Origin of the sequence: Comamonas sp. B-9 (assembly GCF_000410635.1) — a bacterium.
Taxonomy (GTDB): Bacteria; Pseudomonadota; Gammaproteobacteria; order Burkholderiales; family Burkholderiaceae_C; genus Comamonas.
Window position 1 is genome coordinate 1 of sequence record NZ_KE148572.1, and the last position, 20,968, is coordinate 20,968.

General features: G+C 65.3%; 21 protein-coding genes. 7 read left to right on the top strand and 14 right to left on the bottom strand.

Annotated features, from left to right (window positions below; genetic code table 11):
* Nucleotides 1–172: 172 nt before the first annotated feature.
* The 3 genes from H928_RS0112370 to H928_RS0112380 are packed head-to-tail and all read right to left on the bottom strand — an operon-like array spanning nucleotide 173 to nucleotide 3,095.
* Nucleotides 173–1,138 carry an MlaD family protein gene (locus H928_RS0112370; RefSeq protein ID WP_021026793.1) on the bottom strand — a complete coding sequence of 322 codons (966 nt, stop codon included), beginning with the start codon at nucleotides 1,136–1,138 and terminating at the stop codon, nucleotides 173–175.
* A 2-nt stretch (nucleotides 1,139–1,140) separates the two neighbouring features.
* Nucleotides 1,141–1,968, bottom strand: a complete 828-nt coding sequence (locus H928_RS0112375) for an ABC transporter ATP-binding protein (RefSeq protein WP_021026794.1) — start codon at nucleotides 1,966–1,968, stop codon at nucleotides 1,141–1,143.
* 2 nt (nucleotides 1,969–1,970) lie between these two features.
* Nucleotides 1,971–3,095, bottom strand: coding sequence for an ABC transporter permease (locus tag H928_RS0112380; RefSeq protein WP_021026795.1), 1,125 nt, complete (start codon nucleotides 3,093–3,095; stop codon nucleotides 1,971–1,973).
* Between the two features lie 294 nt (nucleotides 3,096–3,389).
* Here H928_RS0112380 and H928_RS0112385 point away from each other — a divergent pair, with 294 nt between their 5' ends.
* Together H928_RS0112385 and H928_RS0112395 are read left to right on the top strand one after the other, a co-directional pair.
* Entirely contained in the window at nucleotides 3,390–5,072 is a 1,683-nt protein-coding gene (locus tag H928_RS0112385) for a GMC family oxidoreductase (RefSeq protein ID WP_021026796.1), read from the top strand.
* A gap of 521 nt (nucleotides 5,073–5,593) precedes the next feature.
* The gene (locus H928_RS0112395; RefSeq protein WP_021026798.1) at nucleotides 5,594–6,352 is read left to right on the top strand and encodes a TSUP family transporter; all 759 of its coding nucleotides are present in this window, start codon (nucleotides 5,594–5,596) and stop codon (nucleotides 6,350–6,352) included.
* 31 nt (nucleotides 6,353–6,383) lie between these two features.
* Here H928_RS0112395 and mrdA read toward each other — a convergent pair whose 3' ends face one another.
* The 4 genes from mrdA to H928_RS0112415 form a co-directional block, all read right to left on the bottom strand.
* Complete coding sequence (gene mrdA, locus H928_RS0112400) at nucleotides 6,384–8,336, bottom strand: penicillin-binding protein 2 (RefSeq protein WP_021026799.1); 1,953 nt, start codon at nucleotides 8,334–8,336, stop codon at nucleotides 6,384–6,386.
* 21 nt (nucleotides 8,337–8,357) lie between these two features.
* On the bottom strand, nucleotides 8,358–8,876 hold the full coding sequence (gene mreD / locus H928_RS0112405) for a rod shape-determining protein MreD (RefSeq protein WP_021026800.1): 519 nt from the start codon (nucleotides 8,874–8,876) through the stop codon (nucleotides 8,358–8,360).
* Between the two features lie 37 nt (nucleotides 8,877–8,913).
* Entirely contained in the window at nucleotides 8,914–9,855 is a 942-nt protein-coding gene (gene mreC, locus H928_RS0112410) for a rod shape-determining protein MreC (RefSeq protein ID WP_021026801.1), read from the bottom strand.
* Between the two features lie 288 nt (nucleotides 9,856–10,143).
* Complete coding sequence (locus H928_RS0112415; RefSeq protein WP_021026802.1) at nucleotides 10,144–11,190, bottom strand: rod shape-determining protein; 1,047 nt, start codon at nucleotides 11,188–11,190, stop codon at nucleotides 10,144–10,146.
* A gap of 212 nt (nucleotides 11,191–11,402) precedes the next feature.
* Between H928_RS0112415 and gatC the strand changes: the two genes are divergently transcribed.
* The 3 genes from gatC (at nucleotide 11,403) to gatB (ending at nucleotide 14,795) form a co-directional block, all read left to right on the top strand.
* A complete protein-coding gene (gatC, locus tag H928_RS0112420) occupies nucleotides 11,403–11,702 on the top strand; it encodes an Asp-tRNA(Asn)/Glu-tRNA(Gln) amidotransferase subunit GatC (protein WP_021026803.1) in 300 nt (99 codons plus the stop codon).
* Between the two features lie 142 nt (nucleotides 11,703–11,844).
* On the top strand, nucleotides 11,845–13,320 hold the full coding sequence (gene gatA, locus H928_RS0112425) for an Asp-tRNA(Asn)/Glu-tRNA(Gln) amidotransferase subunit GatA (protein ID WP_021026804.1): 1,476 nt from the start codon (nucleotides 11,845–11,847) through the stop codon (nucleotides 13,318–13,320).
* A 20-nt stretch (nucleotides 13,321–13,340) separates the two neighbouring features.
* Nucleotides 13,341–14,795, top strand: a complete 1,455-nt coding sequence (gene gatB, locus H928_RS0112430; protein ID WP_021026805.1) for an Asp-tRNA(Asn)/Glu-tRNA(Gln) amidotransferase subunit GatB — start codon at nucleotides 13,341–13,343, stop codon at nucleotides 14,793–14,795.
* Nucleotides 14,796–14,930: 135 nt separating this feature from the next.
* On the opposite strand, the gene H928_RS31555 is transcribed toward gatB, so the two are convergent.
* From H928_RS31555 to H928_RS0112460, 6 genes are all read right to left on the bottom strand, one after another.
* Nucleotides 14,931–15,083: a hypothetical protein gene (locus H928_RS31555; protein WP_021026806.1), complete on the bottom strand. Its 153-nt coding sequence runs from the start codon at nucleotides 15,081–15,083 to the stop codon at nucleotides 14,931–14,933.
* Between the two features lie 218 nt (nucleotides 15,084–15,301).
* The gene (locus tag H928_RS0112440; RefSeq protein ID WP_021026807.1) at nucleotides 15,302–16,090 is read right to left on the bottom strand and encodes a hypothetical protein; all 789 of its coding nucleotides are present in this window, start codon (nucleotides 16,088–16,090) and stop codon (nucleotides 15,302–15,304) included.
* A gap of 108 nt (nucleotides 16,091–16,198) precedes the next feature.
* A complete protein-coding gene (locus tag H928_RS32740) occupies nucleotides 16,199–16,357 on the bottom strand; it encodes a hypothetical protein (protein ID WP_165841215.1) in 159 nt (52 codons plus the stop codon).
* Nucleotides 16,358–16,398: 41 nt separating this feature from the next.
* Nucleotides 16,399–16,527, bottom strand: a complete 129-nt coding sequence (locus tag H928_RS31560) for a hypothetical protein (protein WP_021026809.1) — start codon at nucleotides 16,525–16,527, stop codon at nucleotides 16,399–16,401.
* A gap of 261 nt (nucleotides 16,528–16,788) precedes the next feature.
* Nucleotides 16,789–17,979, bottom strand: coding sequence for a hypothetical protein (locus H928_RS0112455; RefSeq protein WP_021026810.1), 1,191 nt, complete (start codon nucleotides 17,977–17,979; stop codon nucleotides 16,789–16,791).
* A complete protein-coding gene (locus H928_RS0112460) occupies nucleotides 17,976–19,202 on the bottom strand; it encodes a hypothetical protein (RefSeq protein ID WP_148293145.1) in 1,227 nt (408 codons plus the stop codon). Before H928_RS0112460 ends, H928_RS0112455 begins: the two co-directional genes overlap by 4 nt.
* Nucleotides 19,203–19,521: 319 nt before the next feature.
* Between H928_RS0112460 and H928_RS0112465 the strand changes: the two genes are divergently transcribed.
* The gene (locus H928_RS0112465; RefSeq protein ID WP_021026812.1) at nucleotides 19,522–19,980 is read left to right on the top strand and encodes a PaaI family thioesterase; all 459 of its coding nucleotides are present in this window, start codon (nucleotides 19,522–19,524) and stop codon (nucleotides 19,978–19,980) included.
* 58 nt (nucleotides 19,981–20,038) lie between these two features.
* Entirely contained in the window at nucleotides 20,039–20,593 is a 555-nt protein-coding gene (locus H928_RS0112470; RefSeq protein ID WP_021026813.1) for a nitroreductase family protein, read from the top strand.
* Nucleotides 20,594–20,654: 61 nt separating this feature from the next.
* Here the strand turns inward: H928_RS0112470 and H928_RS27490 are convergent.
* On the bottom strand, nucleotides 20,655–20,968 hold a 314-nt coding region (locus tag H928_RS27490), incomplete at its 5' end, for a TOBE domain-containing protein (RefSeq protein ID WP_043339889.1).

Sequence of the window (20,968 nt, forward strand, 5' to 3'; positions counted from 1 at the left end):
CGGCGCGACCGCCGGGCCAAAGTCATAACGGGCGACGGGTTGGGGCTTTTGCGGCAGGGCCGAGCAAGCGGCCAGCACCGCCACCGACGCAGCCACCAGGGCTGCGCGGCCCGCGCCTTGCAGGCGGCGGACCCAGGGCGCACGCAGGGAAGTAGAAATCATGGCATCCATCCTATCGGCCGCTGCCTGCGGCGGCAGGGGCTACAAAACCTGGCTCGCCAGGGCCCGGCAGCGCATTGGAGCTGCCATAAATCAGAGACTGCGGGTTGTTCTTGAACGCATCGGCCGTATCGCCCATGCGGCGTGCGGCCGAGCCCACGTCATGCATGGTGCGGCCCATCGCCGGCAAGGTGCTGCGGTTGAAGTTGTCGGCCGCATCGCTCACCTTCTCGACCGCCTGGCCCATCTGGTCCACCACGCCGCCCTTGGCCGCCAGGCTGCCCACTGCCGTGCTCACGTCATTGGAGGTCTTCTGGATACCCGCCAGTGTCTTGCGCGTATCCTGCGCGATGGCAGGAAGGCTGGCGAGGGCCGGGTCGAGCTTGGTATCGACCGTCACCATCAGGCGCTTGCTCAGCTGCTCCAGGCTCTGCGCTGCCTGGCCCAGGCTCTTCATGCTGTCCACCAGCACCTGCTGGTTGTCCTCGCTGAGCAGGTCGTTGACCTTGCGCGTCGCGTCTTCCACCTGCTGCAAGATGATGGGCCCCTGCTCGGCAATCTGGCCAAACGGTGAGGGCTTGACGCGCAGGCGCGGAATGCCGTCGGGGCCGGGGGGCAACGGCGTGGTCTCGGTGTTGTCGTCATCGAGCTGGATATGGGCGAGGCCCGTGACCCCCTGGTAGCCGAGCATTGCGTAGGTGGTCTGCGTGATGGGCGCTTCCGCGTTGACCGCAATGATGATCAGCACCGTGCCGTCGCGGGCCGGGTCGAACTCGATCTTGGTCACGCGGCCCACGGCCACCCCCTTGTAGCGCACCGCTGCCTGCGGCTGCAGGCCGCTGACGGTCTCGCGGGTGGACAGTTCATAGCGGATGTAGTTCGTGTTGTCCCGGCCCATCCACAGGCTCAGGAAGATGACCAGCGCCGTGAGCAAGACCACAAACAATCCAGCCGCCAGTGCGTGTGATTTGTTTTCCATAGCTATTCCTTCACCCCACCAAGCGCCACTGGAGCCATTGCACGGCGTCCACGCTCACCCAGGAAGAAATGTTCAATAAAGGGGTGCTTGAACTGCACCACATCGGCCGGTGTGCCCGAGACAATCACCTTTTTTTCGGCCAGCACTGCCACGCGGGTGGACAGTGCAAACAAGGTATCGAGGTCGTGGGTGACCATGACCACGGTCAGCCCCAGCTCGGCATGCAGGTCCTTGAGCAGCGCGCAGAACTCGTCCGAGCTGTTGGGGTCGAGCCCGGCCGTGGGCTCGTCGAGCAGCAAGAGGGGCGGGTCCATGATCAGCGACCGGGCCAGCGCCACGCGCTTGATCATGCCGCCCGACAGGTCAGAGGGCATGCGGGTGGCATGCTCGGGCTTGAGGCCCACCATCTGCAGCTTGACCATGGCCGCATCATGCACCACGGATTTGGGCAGCGTGCCCTGCTCGCTGAGCGGGAACGCGATGTTCTCGAGCACATTGAAGGCCGAGAACAGCGCGCCTTGCTGGAACAGCATGCCGATGCGCGAGGCTGCGCCGCGCAGGCTCAGCTCCTTGACGGGCTGGCCCATCACCAGCACCTCGCCCTTGGCCGGGTGCAGCAGCCCCAGCATCTGGCGCAGCAGCACCGATTTGCCGGTGCCCGAGCCGCCCACCAGGGTCAGGATCTCGCCCCGGTAGACGGACATGTCCAGGTCCTGGTGGATCGCAAAGGCCCGGTCGCCCTGGCCGAACACGGTCCAGAGCTTGCGGATCTCGACCACTTTCTCATCGCTGGTCGGCGCGCTGGGGGGTTGGGAGATGGCATGGCTCATCGCTAGAACCCCACCTTGCGGAACGCGATCGCAAAGATCGCATCAAGCACGATCACCGCGGTGATCGAGATCACCACCGACGAGGTCGTGCCCCGGCCCAGGCTCTGGGTGTTGGGCTCGACCTCCAGCCCCCAGTGGCAGGCAATCAGCGCAATCGCCACCCCAAAGGTGACCGACTTGGCCAGCGCCAGGTAGAGGTTGGCAATATCGACCGCGCCGGGCATGGCCTGCAGAAAATAGGCGGGCGATACGCCCATGGCGGCATCGGCGGCCATCATGCCGCCCACCAGCGCGCAGACCGTGGTCCACATCGACACCAGCGGCATCGCCAGCGCCAGCGCCAGCGCGCGCGGCATCACCAGGCGGTAGCCCTGCGCAATGCCCATGACCTGCATCGCATCGAGTTCTTCGTTGACCCGCATCACGCCGATCTGCGCGGTAATGGCCGAGCCGGTACGGCCGGCTACCAGGATGGCGCCCAGCAAGGGCCCCAGCTCGCGCACCAGCGAGATGCCCAGAATATTGACGATGAAGGCATCGGCACCGAACTGGCGCAGCTGCAGCGACATCAGGTAGGCGAGCACCACGCCAATCAAAAAGCCCACCAGGGCGGTGATCGGCAGCGCGGTGGCCCCCATCGCATACAGATGGCCCGATACATCGCGCCAAGGGCCACGCAGCGGGTTCTTGATGAGGCGCAGCACATCGAGCAGCAGCTGCCCCACCATCTCGACCATGCTGCGCACATGGGCCATGAAGCCCAGCAGCACCAGGCCCAGCTGGATCAGCCAGCCCCACCAGTTGACCTTGGTCTCCGGCGGGCAGCCCATCGTCAGCGACGCGACCCGTTCAAGCATCTGGCGCTGCAGCTCGGTGGTGCGCAGCTGCGCAGGCCACTGCTGGCCCCAGTGGTCCCACAGGAGCTGCGCGCCCACATGGTCGAGCCACTGCACTTCGCTCAGGTCCCAGCCCTGCTGCGCGCTGGGCGCGGCGCCATCGAGCTGGCGGCGCAGCTCACGCCACAGCGGGCGCTGGCCCAGCTCTGCCGCACCCCAGCGCCCACGCAGCTGCGCCCAGCGCTGCGTGCCGTCCTGAAGTTGCTGTAGATGAGGGGCTGTATCGTCCATGGGTCCAAAAACAAAGCGTGTCGCCCTGCGCGCACGCCATTCGCACTATAGCCGGTCTGTCACCCAGGCGCACCCAGCGGGCTGGCGATCACAGCGCGTGCCGCTGTAGGAAGGCATCGCCGAGCCGCGCTTGTGCGGCATCTACACTACGCCGGGCGGCCACGGGCAGGCAGTAGGCGCGATGGGTGACAGGGCATTGGTTTTCCCGCTTGGCAAGCCCGGCATACTGCTCACAAACTTGCCGATTCGATGGACCGAGGGAGCCCCATACTCCCAATGAGAAAAAGACCGCACATGCAATCTGGAGACAACACAAGTTTCGACTACATCGTCATCGGGGGAGGCACGGCGGGCGCACTGCTGTGCAACCGCCTCAGCGCCAAGACCCATAACCGGGTGCTGCTGATCGAGGCGGGCCGGCGCGATGACTACCACTGGATCCACATCCCCGTGGGCTACCTGTACTGCATCGGCAACCCGCGCACCGACTGGCTGTACAAGACCGAGCCCGATGCCGGGCTCAACGGCCGCAGCCTGCTCTACCCGCGCGGCAAGACCTTGGGCGGCTGCTCCAGCATCAACGGCATGATCTACATGCGCGGCCAGTCGCGCGACTACGACCACTGGGCCGAGCTGACCGGCGACGCCCGCTGGCGCTGGAATGACACGGTCAACTACTTCAAGCGCCATGAAGACCACTGGCGCCTGGACCAGGAAGGCGAGACCAGCCCCAGCTTTGCGCAGTGGCATGGCAACCGCCGCACCGGCAGCACCGGCGAGTGGCGCGTCGAGAAGCAGCGCCTGCGCTGGGACATTCTGGACGCCTTTGCGCAAGCCGCCCAGCAAGCGGGCATCCCCGCCACCGATGACTTCAACCGGGGCAGCAACGAAGGCGTGGGCTATTTCGAGGTCAACCAGAAAAACGGCTGGCGCTGGAACACCGCCAAGGCCTTTTTGCGCCCTACCTGCTACGGCCGCTCCAACTTCGAGATGTGGACCAATGCCCAGGTCAGCCGCCTGGTGCTCGAGCGCCAGGCCGACGGCCAGCTCGCCTGCACCGGGGTGGAGGTCTGGACCGGCACCGAGATGACCATCGTCAAGGCCGACAAGGAAGTGGTGCTGAGCGCGGGCGCCATCAACTCGCCGCAGATTCTGCAGCTCTCAGGCATTGGGCCTGGTGACTTGCTGCAGCAGCATGGCATTGCCGTGCAGCATGACCTGCCCGGCGTCGGCGCCAATCTGCAGGACCATCTGCAGATCCGCTCGGTCTTCAAGATCGATGGCGCGCCCACCTTGAACGTGTTGGCCAGCAACCTCTGGGGCAAGGCCCAGATCGGACTGGAATACCTGCTCAAGCGCAGCGGCCCGATGAGCATGGCGCCCTCGCAACTGGGCGCCTTCACCCGCAGCAGCGCGAGCCAGCCCCACCCCAATATCCAGTACCACGTGCAGCCGCTGTCGCTCGACGCCTTTGGCCAGCCGCTGCACAGCTTTCCGGCCTTCACCGCCAGCGTCTGCAACCTCAACCCCACGAGCCGCGGCACGGTGCAGATCAAGAACGCAGACTTCCGCACTGCCCCGGCGATTGCGCCCAACTACCTGTCCACCGCCGAGGACCGCCAGGTGGCAGCCGACAGCCTGCGCGTGACCCGCCGCATCGCCGCCCAGCCGGCGCTGGCCAAGTACCAGCCGGTGGAATGGAAGCCCGGCGCGCAATACCAAAGCGATGAGGATCTGGCGCGCCTGGCCGGCGATATCGCCACCACCATCTTCCACCCGGTGGGCACCACCAAGATGGGCGCCGACCACGACCCAATGGCCGTGCTCGACAGCGAGCTGCGCGTGCGCGGCGTGCGGGGTTTGCGTGTGGTCGATGCCGGAGCCATGCCCACCATCACCAGCGGCAACACCAACTCGCCGACCTTGATGCTCGCCGAGCGGGCCTCGGAGTGGATACGCGCCAGCCATGGGCCATGATGGTGCGCCGCAGAGTTTCAGCGCGGTTACAGCGTCCGTCGCGCTGACCCTGCCCTCTTCAAGGACAATCAAGCACCCAGCACGCCCTGAAACGGCAGTTTTGTCTCATTTTTTGCCGTTATGGGGCGGCTGGGCGCAGGAAAGGGGCAGAAATCGGTCGCATCCTGCAATCTGCACCAAATCAGTTACCTTTGGGGTAAATCCCAATGCACCATGCAGGTGCGATGACCTATAGTAGAGGCACTCGAGGCACTGAAACAGTGCTCTGCGAGAGGACCGAGGAGACATCTCTACAATTCGAACATTTATAAAAAGCATCAATAAAAATGAGATGCTCCTTCAAAGCGCCTTCGGGCGCTTTTGTTTTTCTGGCGCCGCATTCGCTGCCGCCCGCCTCCGCACCCGCCGGCCAGCCCATCACGGCCTGGCAGCACCGCCCCCGTCTGTTCCGCTGACAGCGCTGCATTTAGCGGCCCTGGTACGGTGCTGCACCCCACGCGGCGGTGCGACAATCTCGCCCCATGGAATGGATCTTCGTTACCTTCGCGTCGATGTTCGCGGGCTTTGTGGATGCGGTCGTCGGTGGTGGCGGCCTCATTTTGGTGCCCGCACTGTTTGGCGCTTTCCCCTCTGCGCCGCCAGCCACCTTGCTGGGCACGAACAAGAGCGCAGGCGTCTGGGGCACCTTGATCTCGGCGCGCCAGTACGCCAAGCGCGTGGACATGCGCTGGGCCGCCATTGCACCGGCGGCAGGCGCAGGTTTTGTCGCCTCGCTGCTGGGGGCCTGGGCCGTCACCGTGGTCGATCCCAGCATGCTGCGCAAGGCCTTGCCGGTCATCCTGATTGCCGTGCTGGCCTACACCTTGTACAAAAAGCAGCTGGGCCAGACCCATGCGCCGCGCTACAGCGGCCGCACCGAAGCCTGGGTCGCCTGCGCTATTGGCGCCACCATTGGCTTCTACGATGGTTTCTTTGGCCCAGGGACCGGCAGCTTCTTCGTCTTCCTGATGGTGCGCTGGCTGGGCTATGACTTCCTAAACGCTTCGGCCAGTGCCAAGATCCTGAACATCGCCACCAATGTGGCGGCGCTGATCCTGTTCACCGCCAAGGGCCATGTCTGGTGGCACTTTGCGATTCCGCTGGCCGCAGCCAACATCCTGGGCAGCATGCTGGGCACCTGGATGGCCTTGAAAAAAGGCTCGGGCTTTGTGCGCGGCATGTTCATCGTCGTCGTGGCGGCGCTGATCCTCAAGACCGGCTACGACGCGTTCTTGCGCTAGAACCCGGCACTCAGCGCGAAGGCCGCCTTCGTTACTGCCCCGGCTCGGCGGCCGGCTTGAGCTGGATATCTTCGACCCTGCGCGGCGTGCCCATCGGCGCGCGGCCGTCGCCGCGCTGCATCGCAGCCATGTCGGCCTCGCTGGGGTACTCGCCCATCAACCAGTAATCGATGATGCGGCGGGCAATGGGCGCGGCCGAGCCGGCACCAAAACCGGCATTCTCGACAATCACGCCGACGGCGATCTTGGGGTCTTCGGCCGGGGCAAAGGCGATGTACAGCGCATGGTCACGCTGGCGCTCGGCCAGGCGCGCGGCGTTGTACTTTTCCTTCTGGCCGATGCTGATGGCCTGGGCCGTGCCGGTCTTGCCACCGGCCGTGTAGCGGGCCGTGCCAAAGGAGCCGCGCCCGGTGCCGCCCGTCACCACCGACACCATGCCGCGCTTGACGGCCTCGATATTGCTTTGCTTGTAGCCCAGGTTCACGGGCGGGGGCTGCTCAATGGGGCGGCGCTCGCCGGTGACCGGGTCAATCAGCGAACGGCCCACATGTGGCACCCGGCTGTTGCCGTTGTCCAGGATCGTCGCCAGCGCATGGGTCAGCTGCAGGATGGTGAAGTTGTTGTAGCCCTGGCCAATGCCCAGCGAAATGGTTTCGCCCGCATACCAGCGCTTTTGCTCGGGGCGCTTGTAGGTGTCGCGCTTCCAGGTGGTGCTGGGCAGCACGCCGCGCACCTCACCGGGCAGGTCGATGCCGGTGATCTGGCCAAAGCCCAGCGGTTTCATGAAATCATGGATCGCATCGACCCCCATCTCATTGGCCAGCGTGTAGAAATACACGTTGCTCGAATGCTGGATCGCGCGGTTCAGATCGACCGGGCCCAGCGCATGGCCGGAGCGGAAGGTGTGGCCGCCAAAGGTCCAGCTGCCGCCGTCCTGGATGATGGTCGAGGGCGTGCGCTTGCCCGTCTCCAGCCCTGCCAGGCCCATGAAGGGCTTGTAGGTGGAGCCGGTGGGGTAGGTGCCGCGCATCGCGCGGTTGAGCAGCGGCCGGTCGATGGATTCGTTCAGCGCCTTCCAGCTTTCCTGGTCAATGCCTTCGACAAAGATATTGGGGTCGTAGGTGGGCTTGCTGACCATGGCCAGCAGCTCGCCGCTGCGCGGGTCGATCGCCACGGCCACGCCCCGGCGCTCGCCATACAGATCCTCGACCATCTTCTGCAGCTTGATGTCCACCGACAGCACGACGCTCTCGCCGGGAGTGGCCGGGGAGCTGTCGAGCTTGCGCACCGCATGGCCGCCGGCCGAGGTCTCCATGCGCTCCACACCGGTGTGGCCATGCAGCTCTTTTTCGTAGCTGGCTTCGACACCGGTCTTGCCGATGTACTCGGTGCCCCGGTAGTTGGCCGCTTCGTCGGAGTCGTCGATGCGCTCCTTCTCGCGCTGGTTGATGCGGCCGATATAGCCGATCAGGTGGGCACCGGTCTCGCCCATCGGGTAGGAGCGAAACAGCCGCGCCTTCACATCCACACCGGGAAAGCGGTAGCGCTGGGCGGCAAACTTGGCCACTTCCTGGTCGGTCAGGCGCGAGCGGATCGGCAGCGAGTCGAAGTTGCGCGAATCCTCGCGCAGGCGCTTGAAGCGGCGCCGGTCACGCGGCGTGATCTCGATCAGCTGGGACAGTGCATCGATGGTCTCTTCGACATCGCCCACCTTGTAGGGCGTGATCTCCAGCGTGTAGGCCGAGTAGTTGGTGGCCAGCAGCACGCCATTGCGGTCATAGATCTGGCCCCGGTTGGGCACGATGGGCACCACCGCCGTGCGGTTGCTCTCGGCCTGTGCGAGCAGGTCATCATGGCGCTCGACCTGCAGCACATACAGGCGCGAGAGCAGAATGCCAAAGCACAGCACCACCACCAGACCGATGACGACCACCCGCAGCCGAAAGCGGCTGAAGGCGCGGTCTGAATTCTGGATCTCGGTCATGGTCTGCGCACAGGCCCCCGCTTACAAAGGGCGGTTCTCGTCATCGTCGGGCGGCTGGCGCTGGGGCAGCTGCAGCAGCCAGCTCACCAGCGGCCACAGCACCACGCACCACAGGCCGGGCGTCAAAAAGCCCCAGCCCGGAAAACTGCCGCGCAGCAACATGCGCAGCAGCATCAGCACCACATCGGAGGCGAGGAACAGCGGCATCACCTGCACCGCCTGGGCCATCACGCTCAGCCAGGTGATGCGCTGGCGCAGCAGCGCCACGCCATACAGCACGGCCGAATACACGAGCGCATGCAGGCCCAGCAGGGACGACTGGTGCACATCCATGCACAGGCCCAGCACAAAGGCCCAGCCCATGCCGATCTTGCCGGGCTCATGCACGCCCCAGTAGACCAGCACCAGCAGCAGCACATCGGGCAGCCACAGTGCGCGGCCCAGCGGCAGCATGTTGATCATCAGCGCCAGCACCAGGGTCAGCGCAATAAAGCCCGGAGGGACAGGGAGCAGCAAGGGCTGCCCACGCGGCATGATCATGGCTGCACTCCTGGGGGTTGGTTCATCGTAGCGGGCATCATCCGCGCTTGCCCTTGCGGGGGGTCGATGCCGGGCCTTCCTGGGTCTTGGTCTCCACCGGCGGGCGCGGGGGCAGCGCGTCTTCGGGCAGCGGGTTGATGACCATCACAAACTGCGTGCCGAACATCTGCGCCAGCGGCTCGCAGTAAACGCGCGAGAACGGCGAATCGGCCCGGCGCTCGATCTTGACGATGCGCGCCACCGGCAGGCCGGGCGCATAGACGCCATCGACACCGCTGGTGGTCAGCAGATCGCCTTCCTGGATATCGGCATTGCTGGGCATGAAGCGCAGCTCCATGCCGCCGCCGTAGGCATTGGTCGGGTCGCCATAGGCCACGGCCCGGGCGCCCGTGCGCGGGTTGAGCACGGGGATGGCCTGCTCACGGTCGGTCAGCAAGGTCACCTCGGCCGACATCGGAAACACCCGGGTCACCTGGCCGAGCACGCCCAGCTCGTCCATCACCGGCGAGCCGCGTGCAATGCCGGCGACCTCGCCCTTGTCGATCACGACGCGGCGGTTGAAGGCGTCCGCCGTCTCGTACACCACCTGGGCAGCGCGCCCCTCGGTCTTGAGGCGGGGCACCAGGTTGAGCAGCTGGCGCAGGCGCTGGTTCTCATGGTCCAGGGTCTCGACCAGGTTGGCGCGGTGCGTCAGTGCGATGGCATTTTTCTCGGCCACCACGGCCGCTGCCTGCGCGGTGTGCAGGTCTTCAAAATACCTGGCGCCGCCCTGGGCCAGCAGCACCGGCTGCAGCATCACCCATTGCATCGGGAACAGCACGGTGGCCACCGCCTTGCGCAGCGGCTCGGTGAGCTTGAAGCGCACGTCGGCCACCATCAGGAACACGGCCAGCGCCACGCACAGCGCCAGACGCACATTGGCGCTGGGCCCCTGGGGTCGGAAGGTCGGTATACCGCCGGAGAAGACGTTGCGTGCCATGCGGTGGCCTCAGCAGAACCGGGCCCTGCGCGCTGCGCCTGGTCCGGGCGCGTGCCGCCCCGCCGCTCGGCGGTCAGCACGGTGGACAGGGGACAGGAGCAGGGACATCAGAGAAAAGCGAAAAAGCAGAAGCGGGCGCATGGCGGCGGCGGGCCCATCAGCCAGACCTTGTGCACACCGCCAGTGGCAAGCGGGCCGCAAAGCGCAATGGCGGGCCGGCAGCGGGCTATGGGTTGCATAGTCGCTGACGCTCGCCATTATTGCGTATCCGCGCGGAGGGCGCCCGGGTTATTCGCTGGTGAAGATGGTCACGCCCTTGCGGTCGAGCGTATCGAGGGCGATACCGCAGCCGCGCACCACACAGGTCAGTGGCTCCTCGGCAACCAGCACCGGCAAGCCGGTTTCTTCGGCCAGCAGGCGGTCCAGGTCGCGCAGCAAGGCGCCGCCACCGGTCAGCATCATGCCGCGGTCGGCGATGTCGGCACCCAGCTCGGGCGGGGTTTGCTCCAGCGCGTTCTTCACGGCAGAGACGATCTGGTTGAGCGGCTCGGTCAGGGCTTCCAGCACCTCGTTGGAGCTGATGGTGAAGCTGCGTGGCACGCCTTCGGAGAGGTTTCGGCCCTTGACTTCGATTTCCTTGACTTCGGAGCCCGGGAACGCAGAGCCAATGCTTTTCTTGATCAGCTCGGCCGTGGGCTCGCCGATCATCATGCCGTAGTTGCGGCGGATGTAGTTGATGATGGATTCGTCGAACTTGTCACCGCCCACGCGCACACTGCCCTTGTAGACCATGCCGCCCAGCGAGATCACGCCCACTTCGGTGGTACCGCCACCAATGTCGACCACCATCGAGCCCGAGGCCTCGGACACCGGCAGGCCGGCACCGATACCGGCAGCCATCGGCTCTTCGATCAGCTCCACCTGGGTGGCGCCGGCCTTGAGCGCGGCATCCTTGATCGCGCGGCGCTCGACCTGGGTCGAGCCGCAGGGCACGCAGATGATGATGCGGGGGCTGGGCGAGAGCAAGGTGCGGGGGTGCACCATCTTGATGAACTGCTTGATCATCTGCTCGGTGATCAGGAAGTCGGCAATCACACCGTCCTTCATCGGGCGGATGGCTTCGATATTGCCGGGCACCTTGCCCAGCATGGCCTTGGCTTCGCGGCCTACGGCCTGGATGACCTTGCGGCCATGGGTGCCACCTTCATGGCGAATCGCAACCACGGAGGGCTCATCGAGCACAATCCCTTTGTCGCGTGCAAAAATCAAGGTGTTGGCCGTGCCCAGGTCGATGGCCAGGTCGGTGGAAAAGTAGCGACGGAACGCTCCGAACATGCAAGTTTCCTCTAGGGCATGGGTCGCACTTCGGCGCTCCATCGCCCTTCATTGGTGTGTGGTGAGATGACAGAAGGGTTTTTGATGCGCAATGACCGACGTTGCCGCCTTATTGCGTCAAAGACGGGATAATACCCCATCCCCTGTGAATAACTTACAGGGCAACGCTTTCCGGCCCCGTTTTTTTACGACTGGTTTACATACGACTATCTATGGCCCTGACAAAAGATGACATTGCCCGCATCGCCAACCTGGCGCGGCTCGAATTATCCGACTCCGAGAGTGAGCGCATGCTCTCGCAGATGAATAACTTTTTCGGCATTGTGGAGAAGATGCAGGCTGTGGATACCTCCGGTGTCATGCCCCTGTCACACCCCGTGGCCGCGATCCAGGAAATCAGCCTGCGTCTGCGCGATGACGTCATCAGCGAACCCAATAACCGGGAGGCCAACCAGCGCAGTGCCCCTGCCGTGGAAAAAGGCTATTTCCTGGTGCCCAAGGTGATTGAGTAATTCACAGCATCTTCAGGCCTGGCGGGCCCTGGCAACAACCGGCCCCCAGCCGTGGTGGCAGCAGCACGCAGCACCACGCCCCTGAGACCGGCGCGCAGCGCCCTTTCCCATTCACCGAGATCGCCAAGATCGCGAGATTTGCATGAGCATCCCTACCGAATTGCATGACTTGAGCGTGGCCCAGTTGGCTGCCAAGCTCAAAAGCCGCGAAGTGTCCTCCGTCGAGGCCGCCCAGCATTTTCTGGCCCGCGCCAAGACCCACCAGGATCTGGGTGCCTACATCCACATCAACGAAGAAGTGACGCTGGCCCAGGCCCGCGCTGCCGATGCTGCCATTGCAGCGGGCACGGCCGGCAAGCTGGCCGGTGTGCCGATGGGCCACAAGGACCTGTTCGTCACGCAGGACTTCCCCACCACCGCAGGCAGCAAGATGCTGGCCGGCTACCAGTCGCCGTTTGACGCCACCATGGTGTCCAAGCTGGCAGCTGCTGGCGCCGTCACGCTGGGCAAGCTGAATATGGACGAGTTCGCGATGGGCTCGGCCAACGAGAACAGCGCCATCAGCCCGGTACGCAACCCCTGGGACACCAGCCGCGTGCCCGGCGGCTCGTCCGGCGGCTCGGCAGCGGCCGTGGCCGCGCGCCTGGCGCCTGCAGCCACCGGCAGCGATACCGGCGGCTCGATCCGCCAGCCCGCGTCGTTCTGCGGCATCACCGGCATCAAGCCCACCTATGGGCGCGCCAGCCGCTACGGCATGATCGCCTTCGCCTCCAGCCTGGACCAGGCCGGCCCGATGGCGCGCACCGCCGAAGACTGCGCGCTGCTGCTGAGCGAAATGTGCGGCCCCGACCTAGACCGCGACTCCACCAGCCTCGACCACCCGGCCGAAGACTTCACGCAGCACCTCAACGACTCGCTGGCCGGCCTGCGCATCGGCGTGCCCGCCGAGTTCTTTGGCGATGGCCTGAGCAGCGATGTGCGCGCCGCCGTCGATGCGGCGTTGAAGGAGTACGAAAAGCTGGGCGCCAAGCTGGTGCCGATCAGCCTGCCGCGCACCGAGCTGTCCATCCCCGTCTACTACATCATCGCCCCGGCCGAGGCCTCGTCCAACCTCTCGCGCTTTGACGGCGTGAAGTTTGGCCACCGCGCCAAGGACTACAGCGACCTGGTGGACATGTACAAGAAGACCCGCGCCGAAGGCTTTGGCGACGAGGTCAAGCGCCGCATCATGACCGGCGCCTATGTGCTCTCGCACGGCTACTACGACGCCTACTACCTGCAGGCGCAAAAGATCCGCCGCATGATTGCCGACGACTTCCAGGCCGCCTTCCAGGACTGCGACCTGATCGCCGGCCCTGCCGCGCCCACCGTGGCCTGGGCACTGGGCGGCAAGAGCGACCCGCTGGCCAACTACCTGGCCGACATCTACACCTTGCCCGCGTCGCTGGCCGGCCTGCCTGGCCTGTCCGTGCCCGCCGGCTTTGGCGAAGGCGGCATGCCCGTGGGCCTGCAGCTGATCGGCAACTACTTTGGCGAAGCCAAGCTCCTGAACGCCGCCCACCAGCTGCAGCAAGCCACCGACCACCACCTGCGCCAGCCCACCGGCATCGCGAAGTAACGCAGGGAGGAACACAGAACATGACCGAAACAAGCATCAAGCTCATCAACGGCTACGAAGTGGTGATTGGCTTTGAAACCCACACCCAGCTGGCCGCCAACAGCAAGATCTTCAGCCGCGCCAGCACCGCCTTTGGCGCCGAGCCCAACACCCAGGCCTGCGCCGTGGACCTGGCCCTGCCCGGCACCCTGCCGGTGATGAACAAGAAGGCCGTCGAATGCGCCATCAAGCTTGGCCTGGCGCTGGGCAGCACGATTGCGCCCGTCAGCATCTTTGCGCGCAAGAACTACTTCTACCCCGACCTGCCCAAGGGCTACCAGATCTCGCAGTTCGAGATCCCGGTGGTGCAAGGCGGTGAGGTGAGCTTCTTTGTCGGCGACCAGAAAAAGACCGTGCGCCTGGTGCGCGCCCACTTGGAAGAAGACGCGGGCAAATCGGTGCACGACGAGTTCATCGGCCAATCGGGCATTGACCTGAACCGCGCCGGCACGCCGCTGTTGGAGATCGTCACCGAGCCCGACATGGGCAGCACCGCCGAGGCCGTGGCCTACGCCAAGGAACTGCACAAGATCGTCACCTGGATCGGCATCTGCGACGGCAATATGCAGGAAGGCTCGTTCCGCTGCGATGCCAACGTGTCCGTGCGCAAGCCGGGCCAGCCGCTGGGCACCCGCCGCGAGATCAAGAACCTGAACTCGTTCAAGAACATGCAGATCGCCATCGATTACGAAATCCGCTGGCAGATCGAAGAGATCGAAGACGGCCGCGCGATCCAGCAGGCCACCGTGCTGTTCAACCCCGATACCGGCGAGACCCGTGCGATGCGCACCAAGGAAGACGCGGCCGACTACCGCTATTTCCCCGATCCGGATCTGCCACCGCTGGTCGTTGCCGACAGCTGGGTGCAGGCCGTCAAGGCCGAGATGCCCGAGCTGCCGCGCCAGCGCGCCGACCGCTTTGTGGCCGACTACGGCCTGCCCGAGTACGACGCCACCACCCTGACCCAAAGCCAGGCCATGGCCGACTACTTTGAAGCCGCCGCCAAGGCCAGCAGCCAGCCCAAGCTCGCCAGCAACTGGGTGATGGGCGAGATCTCGCGCCGCCTGAACATGGAAGAGATCGGCATGGACCAGGTCAAGGTCAGCGCCGCGCAGCTGGGCACCTTGATCGCCCGCATCCACGGCAATGTCATCAGCAACAACAGTGCCAAGCAGGTGTTCGAAGCGCTCTGGAGCGGCGAAGGCACCGACGTCGACGCCGTCATCGACGCCAAGGACTTGAAGCAATCCAATGACACGGGCGCGCTCGAAGCCATCATCGACGAGGTGATCGCCGCCAACCCCGGCAATGTCGAGCAGTACAAGGCCGGCAAGGACAAAGCTTTCAATGCCCTGGTCGGCCAGGTGATGAAGGCCTCCAAGGGCAAGGCCAATCCGGGCCAGGTCAATGAGCTGTTGAAGGCCAAGCTGGCCTGATCTCCCCGCCACCGCAGACAGCAAGAAGCCTCCAGCGATGGAGGCTTTTTTACGGGCTTGCCAGGCATACACCCTGGCTGACCCTGCTGGTTATCGCGCGGTGACGGCTACCAGTGGCTTAGGCCAACGCTGGCTTCAGCGCTGCTGCTGCGACCGGTCTTGCTGACCAGGCTGCTTTTGCTGCGGCGACTGCTGCTGGTGCTGCTGCTCTTTGGGCGCACCGGGCTTCTGGCCCGATTGATGCTGGTTCACCTGGTTGGGATTGCGTTGGCTGTTTGGCTGATTCATAGCGTTAGCTCCTTCAAGATGATGACGGGGCGACATGCCCTGCCATGGCTCTATGGTCGCGCTGCCGCCGAAGGGCCGGTGTAGGAATTGACGCGCCGCCTGCATCGAGACGTTTCTCGCTGCACATTTTGCAAAGCCGCTTTGGGCATTCCAGGCGGTAAGTGACGCAGGGCCGCCTACATCCCTTTTCCATCCTTCACAGAAGTACAAGCCAGGCTCTACTCCCAGCGGTCGGCCATGTCTTCGGTATAGCCCAATACCAGCGTGCGCTGCATCTGCAACAGCGCTGGCAAGGCTTGCCAGCCCGCATGGGCCAGCAGCGCCTCATTGCCCTGGGCATAGAGCGCCCGCAGGTCCTCCACCAGCGCCTGGGCCTGCGCCGCACCGGGCGGCTGCACGCGGGCCAGCGCCATCCAGGCGGCGCCCATGGCCAACAGCTGGTAGCCATGCTGCTCGGCCAGATGCTGGTGGATGGCGTGGTTTTGAAAGCTGTCCCAGTCGGCGCTGAAATAGCCATTGGGTTGGCCGGCAATCAGCGGATCGCCTTCGGCCAGCGGCAGGCGCTGGATGTAGACGACGTCATCGAGCAGCAGATCGGGCGCGCGGTTGGCGGCCAGCAGTGCGTCGATATCGCTGGCGCTTACCGCAAGGCTGCCGCAGACATCGGCCCAGCGTTGCGGGCCCTGGGCCTCGCGCAACTGGCGCGCGCGGTGCTGCAGCGCCTGCAGATCCCAGGCCGCCTCCTGCGCTGGGTCGTCCCAGTCCATGTCCGGCGGGCTGTCCAGGTAGAGCCGGTCGTCCTGGCTGGCATGGCCGCTGGTGTAGCTGCCCTGCTGGATATCGTCCAAGGTGCACAGATAGCGGTGCGCGGGGTCTGCGGCGCGCAGCGCTTCGACATGCGCCAGCAAGGCGGCCAGGCTGCCAACTTCTTCGATCCATTGGTAGGCAAAGTTGTAGTTGGCGCGGCGGTAGGGCGGGTTGGGCTGCGCGAAGAAACCGGTGTTCATCGATATCGGCTGGCGAGGTGGTCGAGAGCGCCAGTATCGCCGCGCATGCGCTGCAGCGCCCACGAAAAAGCCCGCATCGTGCAGGCTTTGGTGCAGGGGCTCAGAAGATCAGCACATCTGTGCGTTGTCCGGTGTCTTGGGCTCGGTGCCCAGTTGGCGCCGGTTGCACTTGCACTGCTGCTGCGAGTACTTGGCCTCGCGCAACGGCTGGCCCTGCTGCAGCGGCCAAGGCTGCTGCTTGGTCATCGGCAAAGGCAGTTGTTGCATGGGGTGCTCCGTCTGGTCTTCGTGGGCCGCGCAGTCGCAGACTACTTCTGCGATGGCTGCTTGCGGTCCTGCTGGCCCGGTTGCTGCTGCTTCGGGGATTGTTGCTGTTGCTGCTGCTCCTTTTTCTGGGCAGGCTGCTGTCCGGACTGTTGGTGGTTCTGCTGGCTCATGGCGCTTACTCCTTCAGTGTCAGGTTGGCGGCAGGAGCAAACGCCTGCCGTGAGGACATGGTGCCGCTGCGGGCTGGCGCTGGCTGTAGGAGTTTTGGAGATTCGTTTGGCTTTACGTAAACAGGCCGGTGGATTTGCAAAATTTCTTTACAAAACAGCGCTGTAGGCCGCTAAATAACTATCGTATTGCGCTGCACTTTTATCGTCCACTATCCACGTTGACCATGGGCTAGCCGGGCCACGCGTGCATGCGCTGATGCCTCAGTCTTCGCTGGCTGCCTCAAGCCGCTTTTGGGGCTGAAAGTCGACCACGGTCTGGCCCTCGTTGTCGATCACCAGGGCCGGCAGATTCAAGCCGGTGCTCAGGTAAAAACCACCGGGCCAGGCCTGGGCCGCCAGGTGCTCGCCGTCAAACAGCAACTGCGGCATCTCGCGCGTGAACTTGCGCCACACCACTTGCAGGCTGCGCGCATCGACGATCTGCAGCACCACCTCGGCGGCGGTGGTAGGGGTCTCGTCGTAGCGCATCAGCACCCGGCCCGCATTGCGGGCCAGCACTTCGCCGCTGAACTGCACCGGCACGCTGGCCACCGCTGCAATCTGGGTAATGCCCGCCTCCCGCAGCGCCTGGCGGCTGACGACAAAACCATCGCTGACCGGCTGGTAGAGCTTGGGGGCGGCGCGCACCTGCTTGTCGGCGCTGGAATGCACGCTCAGCCGTGGCCAGCGCTCAAACTCCCCGGGCCGCACCTTTTGCGCAAACTGCAGCAAGATCATCGGCATGCCGTACTGGGCCACGTCGGTGTCAAAGTCGGCGTAATCGATGCGCGAGGCCGTCTGCGGGTACTGTGCCCAGGGGCGCTGCTGCCAGCGGGGCAACCGCTCGGCCCAGGGGTAGAGCTCGCCACTGGCCCAGTACAGCGCATAGCGGTCGCCGGTATTGCTGGTCACATCCAAGAGCCCCGGCTCGCGCAGCTCGCCAAAGGCGTACTTGGACACACCCGTGCCCAGCTCGGCCGCAAAGCGCTGGCGCAGCGCGGCATCCATCGGCGCAAACGCGGTCTGCGCCGGCGCGCGCAGCCACCAGTGCCGGTCATTGAGCAGCAGCGACAGCTGGCCATTGGCCTCGCTGCGCAAGCGGGCCGGCTGGCGCAGCTGCGCACGGGGCAGCACAATGCGCTGGGGCTCGCCCAGCAGCTGCTTGGCCTGCAGGTCGTTGTCCAGCAGCACAAACACATCGTCCTGCGCGGTGCTGTGCTTCATCACCCGCAGCATGCGCAGGCTGCCGTCCTCTCCTTGGTAGATGGCCGAGGCCGCCACATCGCCCAGCTCCTCGGCCTTGTCTGCACCCGATTGCAGCAGCTTGACCGTCGCTGGCACCAGCAGCGGCAGCACAAAAAAGCACAGAAAGCCCAGGCCCAGCGGAAGATAAAAACGCCGAGGAATGCTCACTGCGCGGCTCCTTGGGCCGCAGCCCCAAAGTCCTGCAGCACCTCGCCGTTATCGCCAATCAGCAGCGCGGGCTGGCGCATGTCATCGAGCAGCAAAAAGCCGGCGCTGACAGCCTGGCCGGTGACATACATGCCGCCTTCGCGCTGGCCCAGCGGGGGCAACTGGTCGATGGTGCGGCTCCACACCACCTGCTGGTTGGCCTTGTCCAGCAGCTGGATCACGCGCCCCTCCTGCCGCAGCGGCGTCGGGTTGTAGGCCAGCAGCAGGCGGCGCGCATTCTCGGCCATCACATCGGCATGGAAGCGCGGCACCGCCGGCTGCACCACCTTGATGCGCAGCAGGCCCCGGTCCTTGGTGGCATAGGGGCGGGTCGAGAAGCCATCGCCAATGGCCACATAGCTGCGCGGCGAGGTCTGCACCTCGCGGCTGTCGCTGGGCTGCAGGTCGTAATAGCCAAAGTAGGCGGGCTGGCCGGGCTCGTGCCTCCACCAGGACTGCACCAGCAGCGCGCGGCCTTCCTCACCGGTGGGGCGGGGCAGCGATTCATAGCGGTAGAAGGCGATCTCCTGGCCGTAGCCGGCCTGGGCCTTTTCGTAGAGGCTGCTGCTGTCGGCCACCGGCCAGATCTGGCCGAGCAGCCAGTACACCAGGTATTTGCTGCCGCTGCGGCTGGTGACCTCCAGGCTGTCAGGCCGGTCGCGGCCCTTGGGCGCTACGCCCACAATGCCCTCGCCCAGCTGCGCGGCAAATTTCTCGCTGAGCTGGGGCAGCAGATCGACAAAGCGCAGGCTCGCCAGATCCAGGCGCCAAAAGCCGCGCTCCCGCAAAAACAGGTAGAGCTGGCCGTCCGAGAAAAACTGCAGCTCGGCCCGGCCGGCGCTGCCAGCCCAGGGCATGGCCATGCGCTGGGGCTCGCCCAGGCTGGCGCCGGTGGCGGCATCACGGACCAGCACGCGGTAGACCACATCGCCCTGCTCGCGGTTTTCAAACAGCTGCAGCAGCAGGCGCTGGCCATTGCGCTCGATCAGCGTGGTCGCCTCGCTGCGGCCCAGCGCCAGCGGCGCTGCCTTGTCTTGCCAGGCAGCGGGCAGCTTCAGCTGGAGCCCGGGTTGCAGCCGGGGCAGCCACCAGGGGATGGACAGCAGCATGGCCAGCAGCACCGCCAGCCAGGGCAGGTGCCGGCGCAGCCGCGCCCCGCTGGCTGCGTCTGCCGACGCGGACATGCCAGCAAATACCTGGCCCTGCAGCTGCTCCAGCCGGAACTGCGCGCCGCACTGCAGGCAGGCAAAGCGGTCGCGCGCACCTGCGCTGCGGCAGTTCGCTGCGCCGCAGCGCGGGCAATACGGGGATGACAGAGAGGATGCTGAGGACCAGACGGGCATAAGCCAGCGATGATAAACCGTGCCCCCAGAAGCCAAGCCCCCGCTTTGCAAACGAAGCTGGGCGCCGCTGGAGCGGCGACTCCCAGGTGTCAGCCACGCGGCGCAGCTTGGGGCTCCTGCCGCTAACATCCAAGGTTTTGAACCTGCTGCGTCCTGCCCCATGACCACCACTGCACCCTCCGCCGTTGCCAACGACATCCCCGCCTACACCGTGGATGAGCCCGCCAACCAGATCTTCGGCCTCAGCATGGCCATGGCCGAGGCCTTCCTGCTCAAGGGCGAGGCGATCGGCAATGAGCGCGCCCGGGTGCGCATGCCCTACCAGAAGCAGTACACCAACAGCCGGGGCGATATGCATGGCGGCGCCATCGCCACCTTGCTCGATGTGGGCCTGTCCTGCGCTGCTCGCGCGCATGATCCGTTGCGCTATGGCGTCATCACCGTGGACCTGACCATTCATTACATTGCGCCGGGCAGCGGCGATGTGGTCTGCACGGCCGTTTGCGAAAAGCGCGGCAAGAGCCTGTCGTTTGTGCGCGGCGAGCTGCATGACGATGCCGGCAATCTTTTGGGCCTGGCCACCGGCACCTTCAAGCTGGTCGACAAACAAAAAATCTAAGCCTGCAAAAAACCGGCGAATATGGCATGCTGGCGGTCCTATTGCTCACTTTTTGACCATGACGACGCGCCAATCCACCCATGCCATCCATCCCCAGTTTCTGGACCGCTTCTCGCCCCGCGCCTTCTCGGGCAAGGCGCTGACCGCCAAGGACATCGAGACCATTGTGGAAGGCGCACGCTGGGCCCCTTCGGCCAGCAACAAGCAGCCTTGGCACTTTGCCTATTCGATCAACGGCGATGCCAACTGGCAGGCGTTCTCCACCATCCCCAACGAGTTCAACCGCCGCTGGTGCCTGAACGCCGGTGCGCTGCTGGTGGTGCTGTCGAACAAGGACGAGTCTCCCGCGCCCAGCTTTGACACCGGTTGCGCCTGGGGCTACCTGGCCCTGCAAGCCCATGCGATGGGCCTGGCCACCCACGCCATGGGCGGCATCGAGCGCGATGCTGCACGCGCCGTGCTCAAGCTCGGTGACAACTGGCAGGTCGAATGCCTGGTCGCCATTGGCGAGCGCGGTGACAAGTCCAGCCTGCCCGCCGACCTGGCCGAGCGCGAAACGCCCTCGCCGCGCAAGGCGCTGTCGGAGATCTTGAGCGCAGGCCCCCTGGCTTAAACGGCTGCATCCAGCAACGCAAAGGCTCCCGACTGGGAGCCTTTGTGCATTAGGCTTGGTATTAAGCGACGTTGAGCCGCTCACCGCTTTGCCGGTCAAACACATGCCAGTGCTGCGGTGCCGTGTGCCAATGCAGCGCCTGGCCTGGCGCCAGCGCCAGGCGCTCCTTGACGGTCGAAATGAGAGGCTGCTGGCCAAAGCGGCTGACCACCTGGGTTTCGGCGCCGGTGGGCTCCACCACCTCGACGGTCGCAGCGCTGGTGGCGACACCGCTCAGGGGCGCCACTGCCAGCTGCACATGTTCGGGCCGCACGCCCAGCCACAGCGCACGCTCGCCCTGGGCCTGCAGGCCGGGCAGCAGCGGCAGGGGCGGGC

What these genes read in the sequence shown, in the direction of transcription:
- H928_RS0112415 (WP_021026802.1), bottom strand. Translation starts at nt 11,190, where the DNA reads ATGTTCGGAGCGTTCCGTCGCTACTTTTCCACCGACCTGGCCATCGAC.
- H928_RS31560 (WP_021026809.1), bottom strand. Translation starts at nt 16,527, where the DNA reads ATGAGCCAGCAGAACCACCAACAGTCCGGACAGCAGCCTGCCCAGAAA.
- H928_RS0112375 (WP_021026794.1), bottom strand. Translation starts at nt 1,968, where the DNA reads ATGAGCCATGCCATCTCCCAACCCCCCAGCGCGCCGACCAGCGATGAG.
- H928_RS0112380 (WP_021026795.1), bottom strand. Translation starts at nt 3,095, where the DNA reads ATGGACGATACAGCCCCTCATCTACAGCAACTTCAGGACGGCACGCAG.
- H928_RS0112440 (WP_021026807.1), bottom strand. Translation starts at nt 16,090, where the DNA reads ATGAACACCGGTTTCTTCGCGCAGCCCAACCCGCCCTACCGCCGCGCC.
- H928_RS0112470 (WP_021026813.1), top strand. Translation starts at nt 20,039, where the DNA reads ATGACGACGCGCCAATCCACCCATGCCATCCATCCCCAGTTTCTGGAC.
- gatA (WP_021026804.1), top strand. Translation starts at nt 11,845, where the DNA reads ATGAGCATCCCTACCGAATTGCATGACTTGAGCGTGGCCCAGTTGGCT.
- H928_RS0112465 (WP_021026812.1), top strand. Translation starts at nt 19,522, where the DNA reads ATGACCACCACTGCACCCTCCGCCGTTGCCAACGACATCCCCGCCTAC.
- mreD (WP_021026800.1), bottom strand. Translation starts at nt 8,876, where the DNA reads ATGATCATGCCGCGTGGGCAGCCCTTGCTGCTCCCTGTCCCTCCGGGC.
- H928_RS31555 (WP_021026806.1), bottom strand. Translation starts at nt 15,083, where the DNA reads ATGAATCAGCCAAACAGCCAACGCAATCCCAACCAGGTGAACCAGCAT.
- H928_RS0112460 (WP_148293145.1), bottom strand. Translation starts at nt 19,202, where the DNA reads ATGTCCGCGTCGGCAGACGCAGCCAGCGGGGCGCGGCTGCGCCGGCAC.
- gatC (WP_021026803.1), top strand. Translation starts at nt 11,403, where the DNA reads ATGGCCCTGACAAAAGATGACATTGCCCGCATCGCCAACCTGGCGCGG.
- H928_RS32740 (WP_165841215.1), bottom strand. Translation starts at nt 16,357, where the DNA reads ATGCAACAACTGCCTTTGCCGATGACCAAGCAGCAGCCTTGGCCGCTG.
- gatB (WP_021026805.1), top strand. Translation starts at nt 13,341, where the DNA reads ATGACCGAAACAAGCATCAAGCTCATCAACGGCTACGAAGTGGTGATT.
- mrdA (WP_021026799.1), bottom strand. Translation starts at nt 8,336, where the DNA reads ATGACCGAGATCCAGAATTCAGACCGCGCCTTCAGCCGCTTTCGGCTG.
- mreC (WP_021026801.1), bottom strand. Translation starts at nt 9,855, where the DNA reads ATGGCACGCAACGTCTTCTCCGGCGGTATACCGACCTTCCGACCCCAG.
- H928_RS0112395 (WP_021026798.1), top strand. Translation starts at nt 5,594, where the DNA reads ATGGAATGGATCTTCGTTACCTTCGCGTCGATGTTCGCGGGCTTTGTG.
- H928_RS0112385 (WP_021026796.1), top strand. Translation starts at nt 3,390, where the DNA reads ATGCAATCTGGAGACAACACAAGTTTCGACTACATCGTCATCGGGGGA.
- H928_RS0112370 (WP_021026793.1), bottom strand. Translation starts at nt 1,138, where the DNA reads ATGGAAAACAAATCACACGCACTGGCGGCTGGATTGTTTGTGGTCTTG.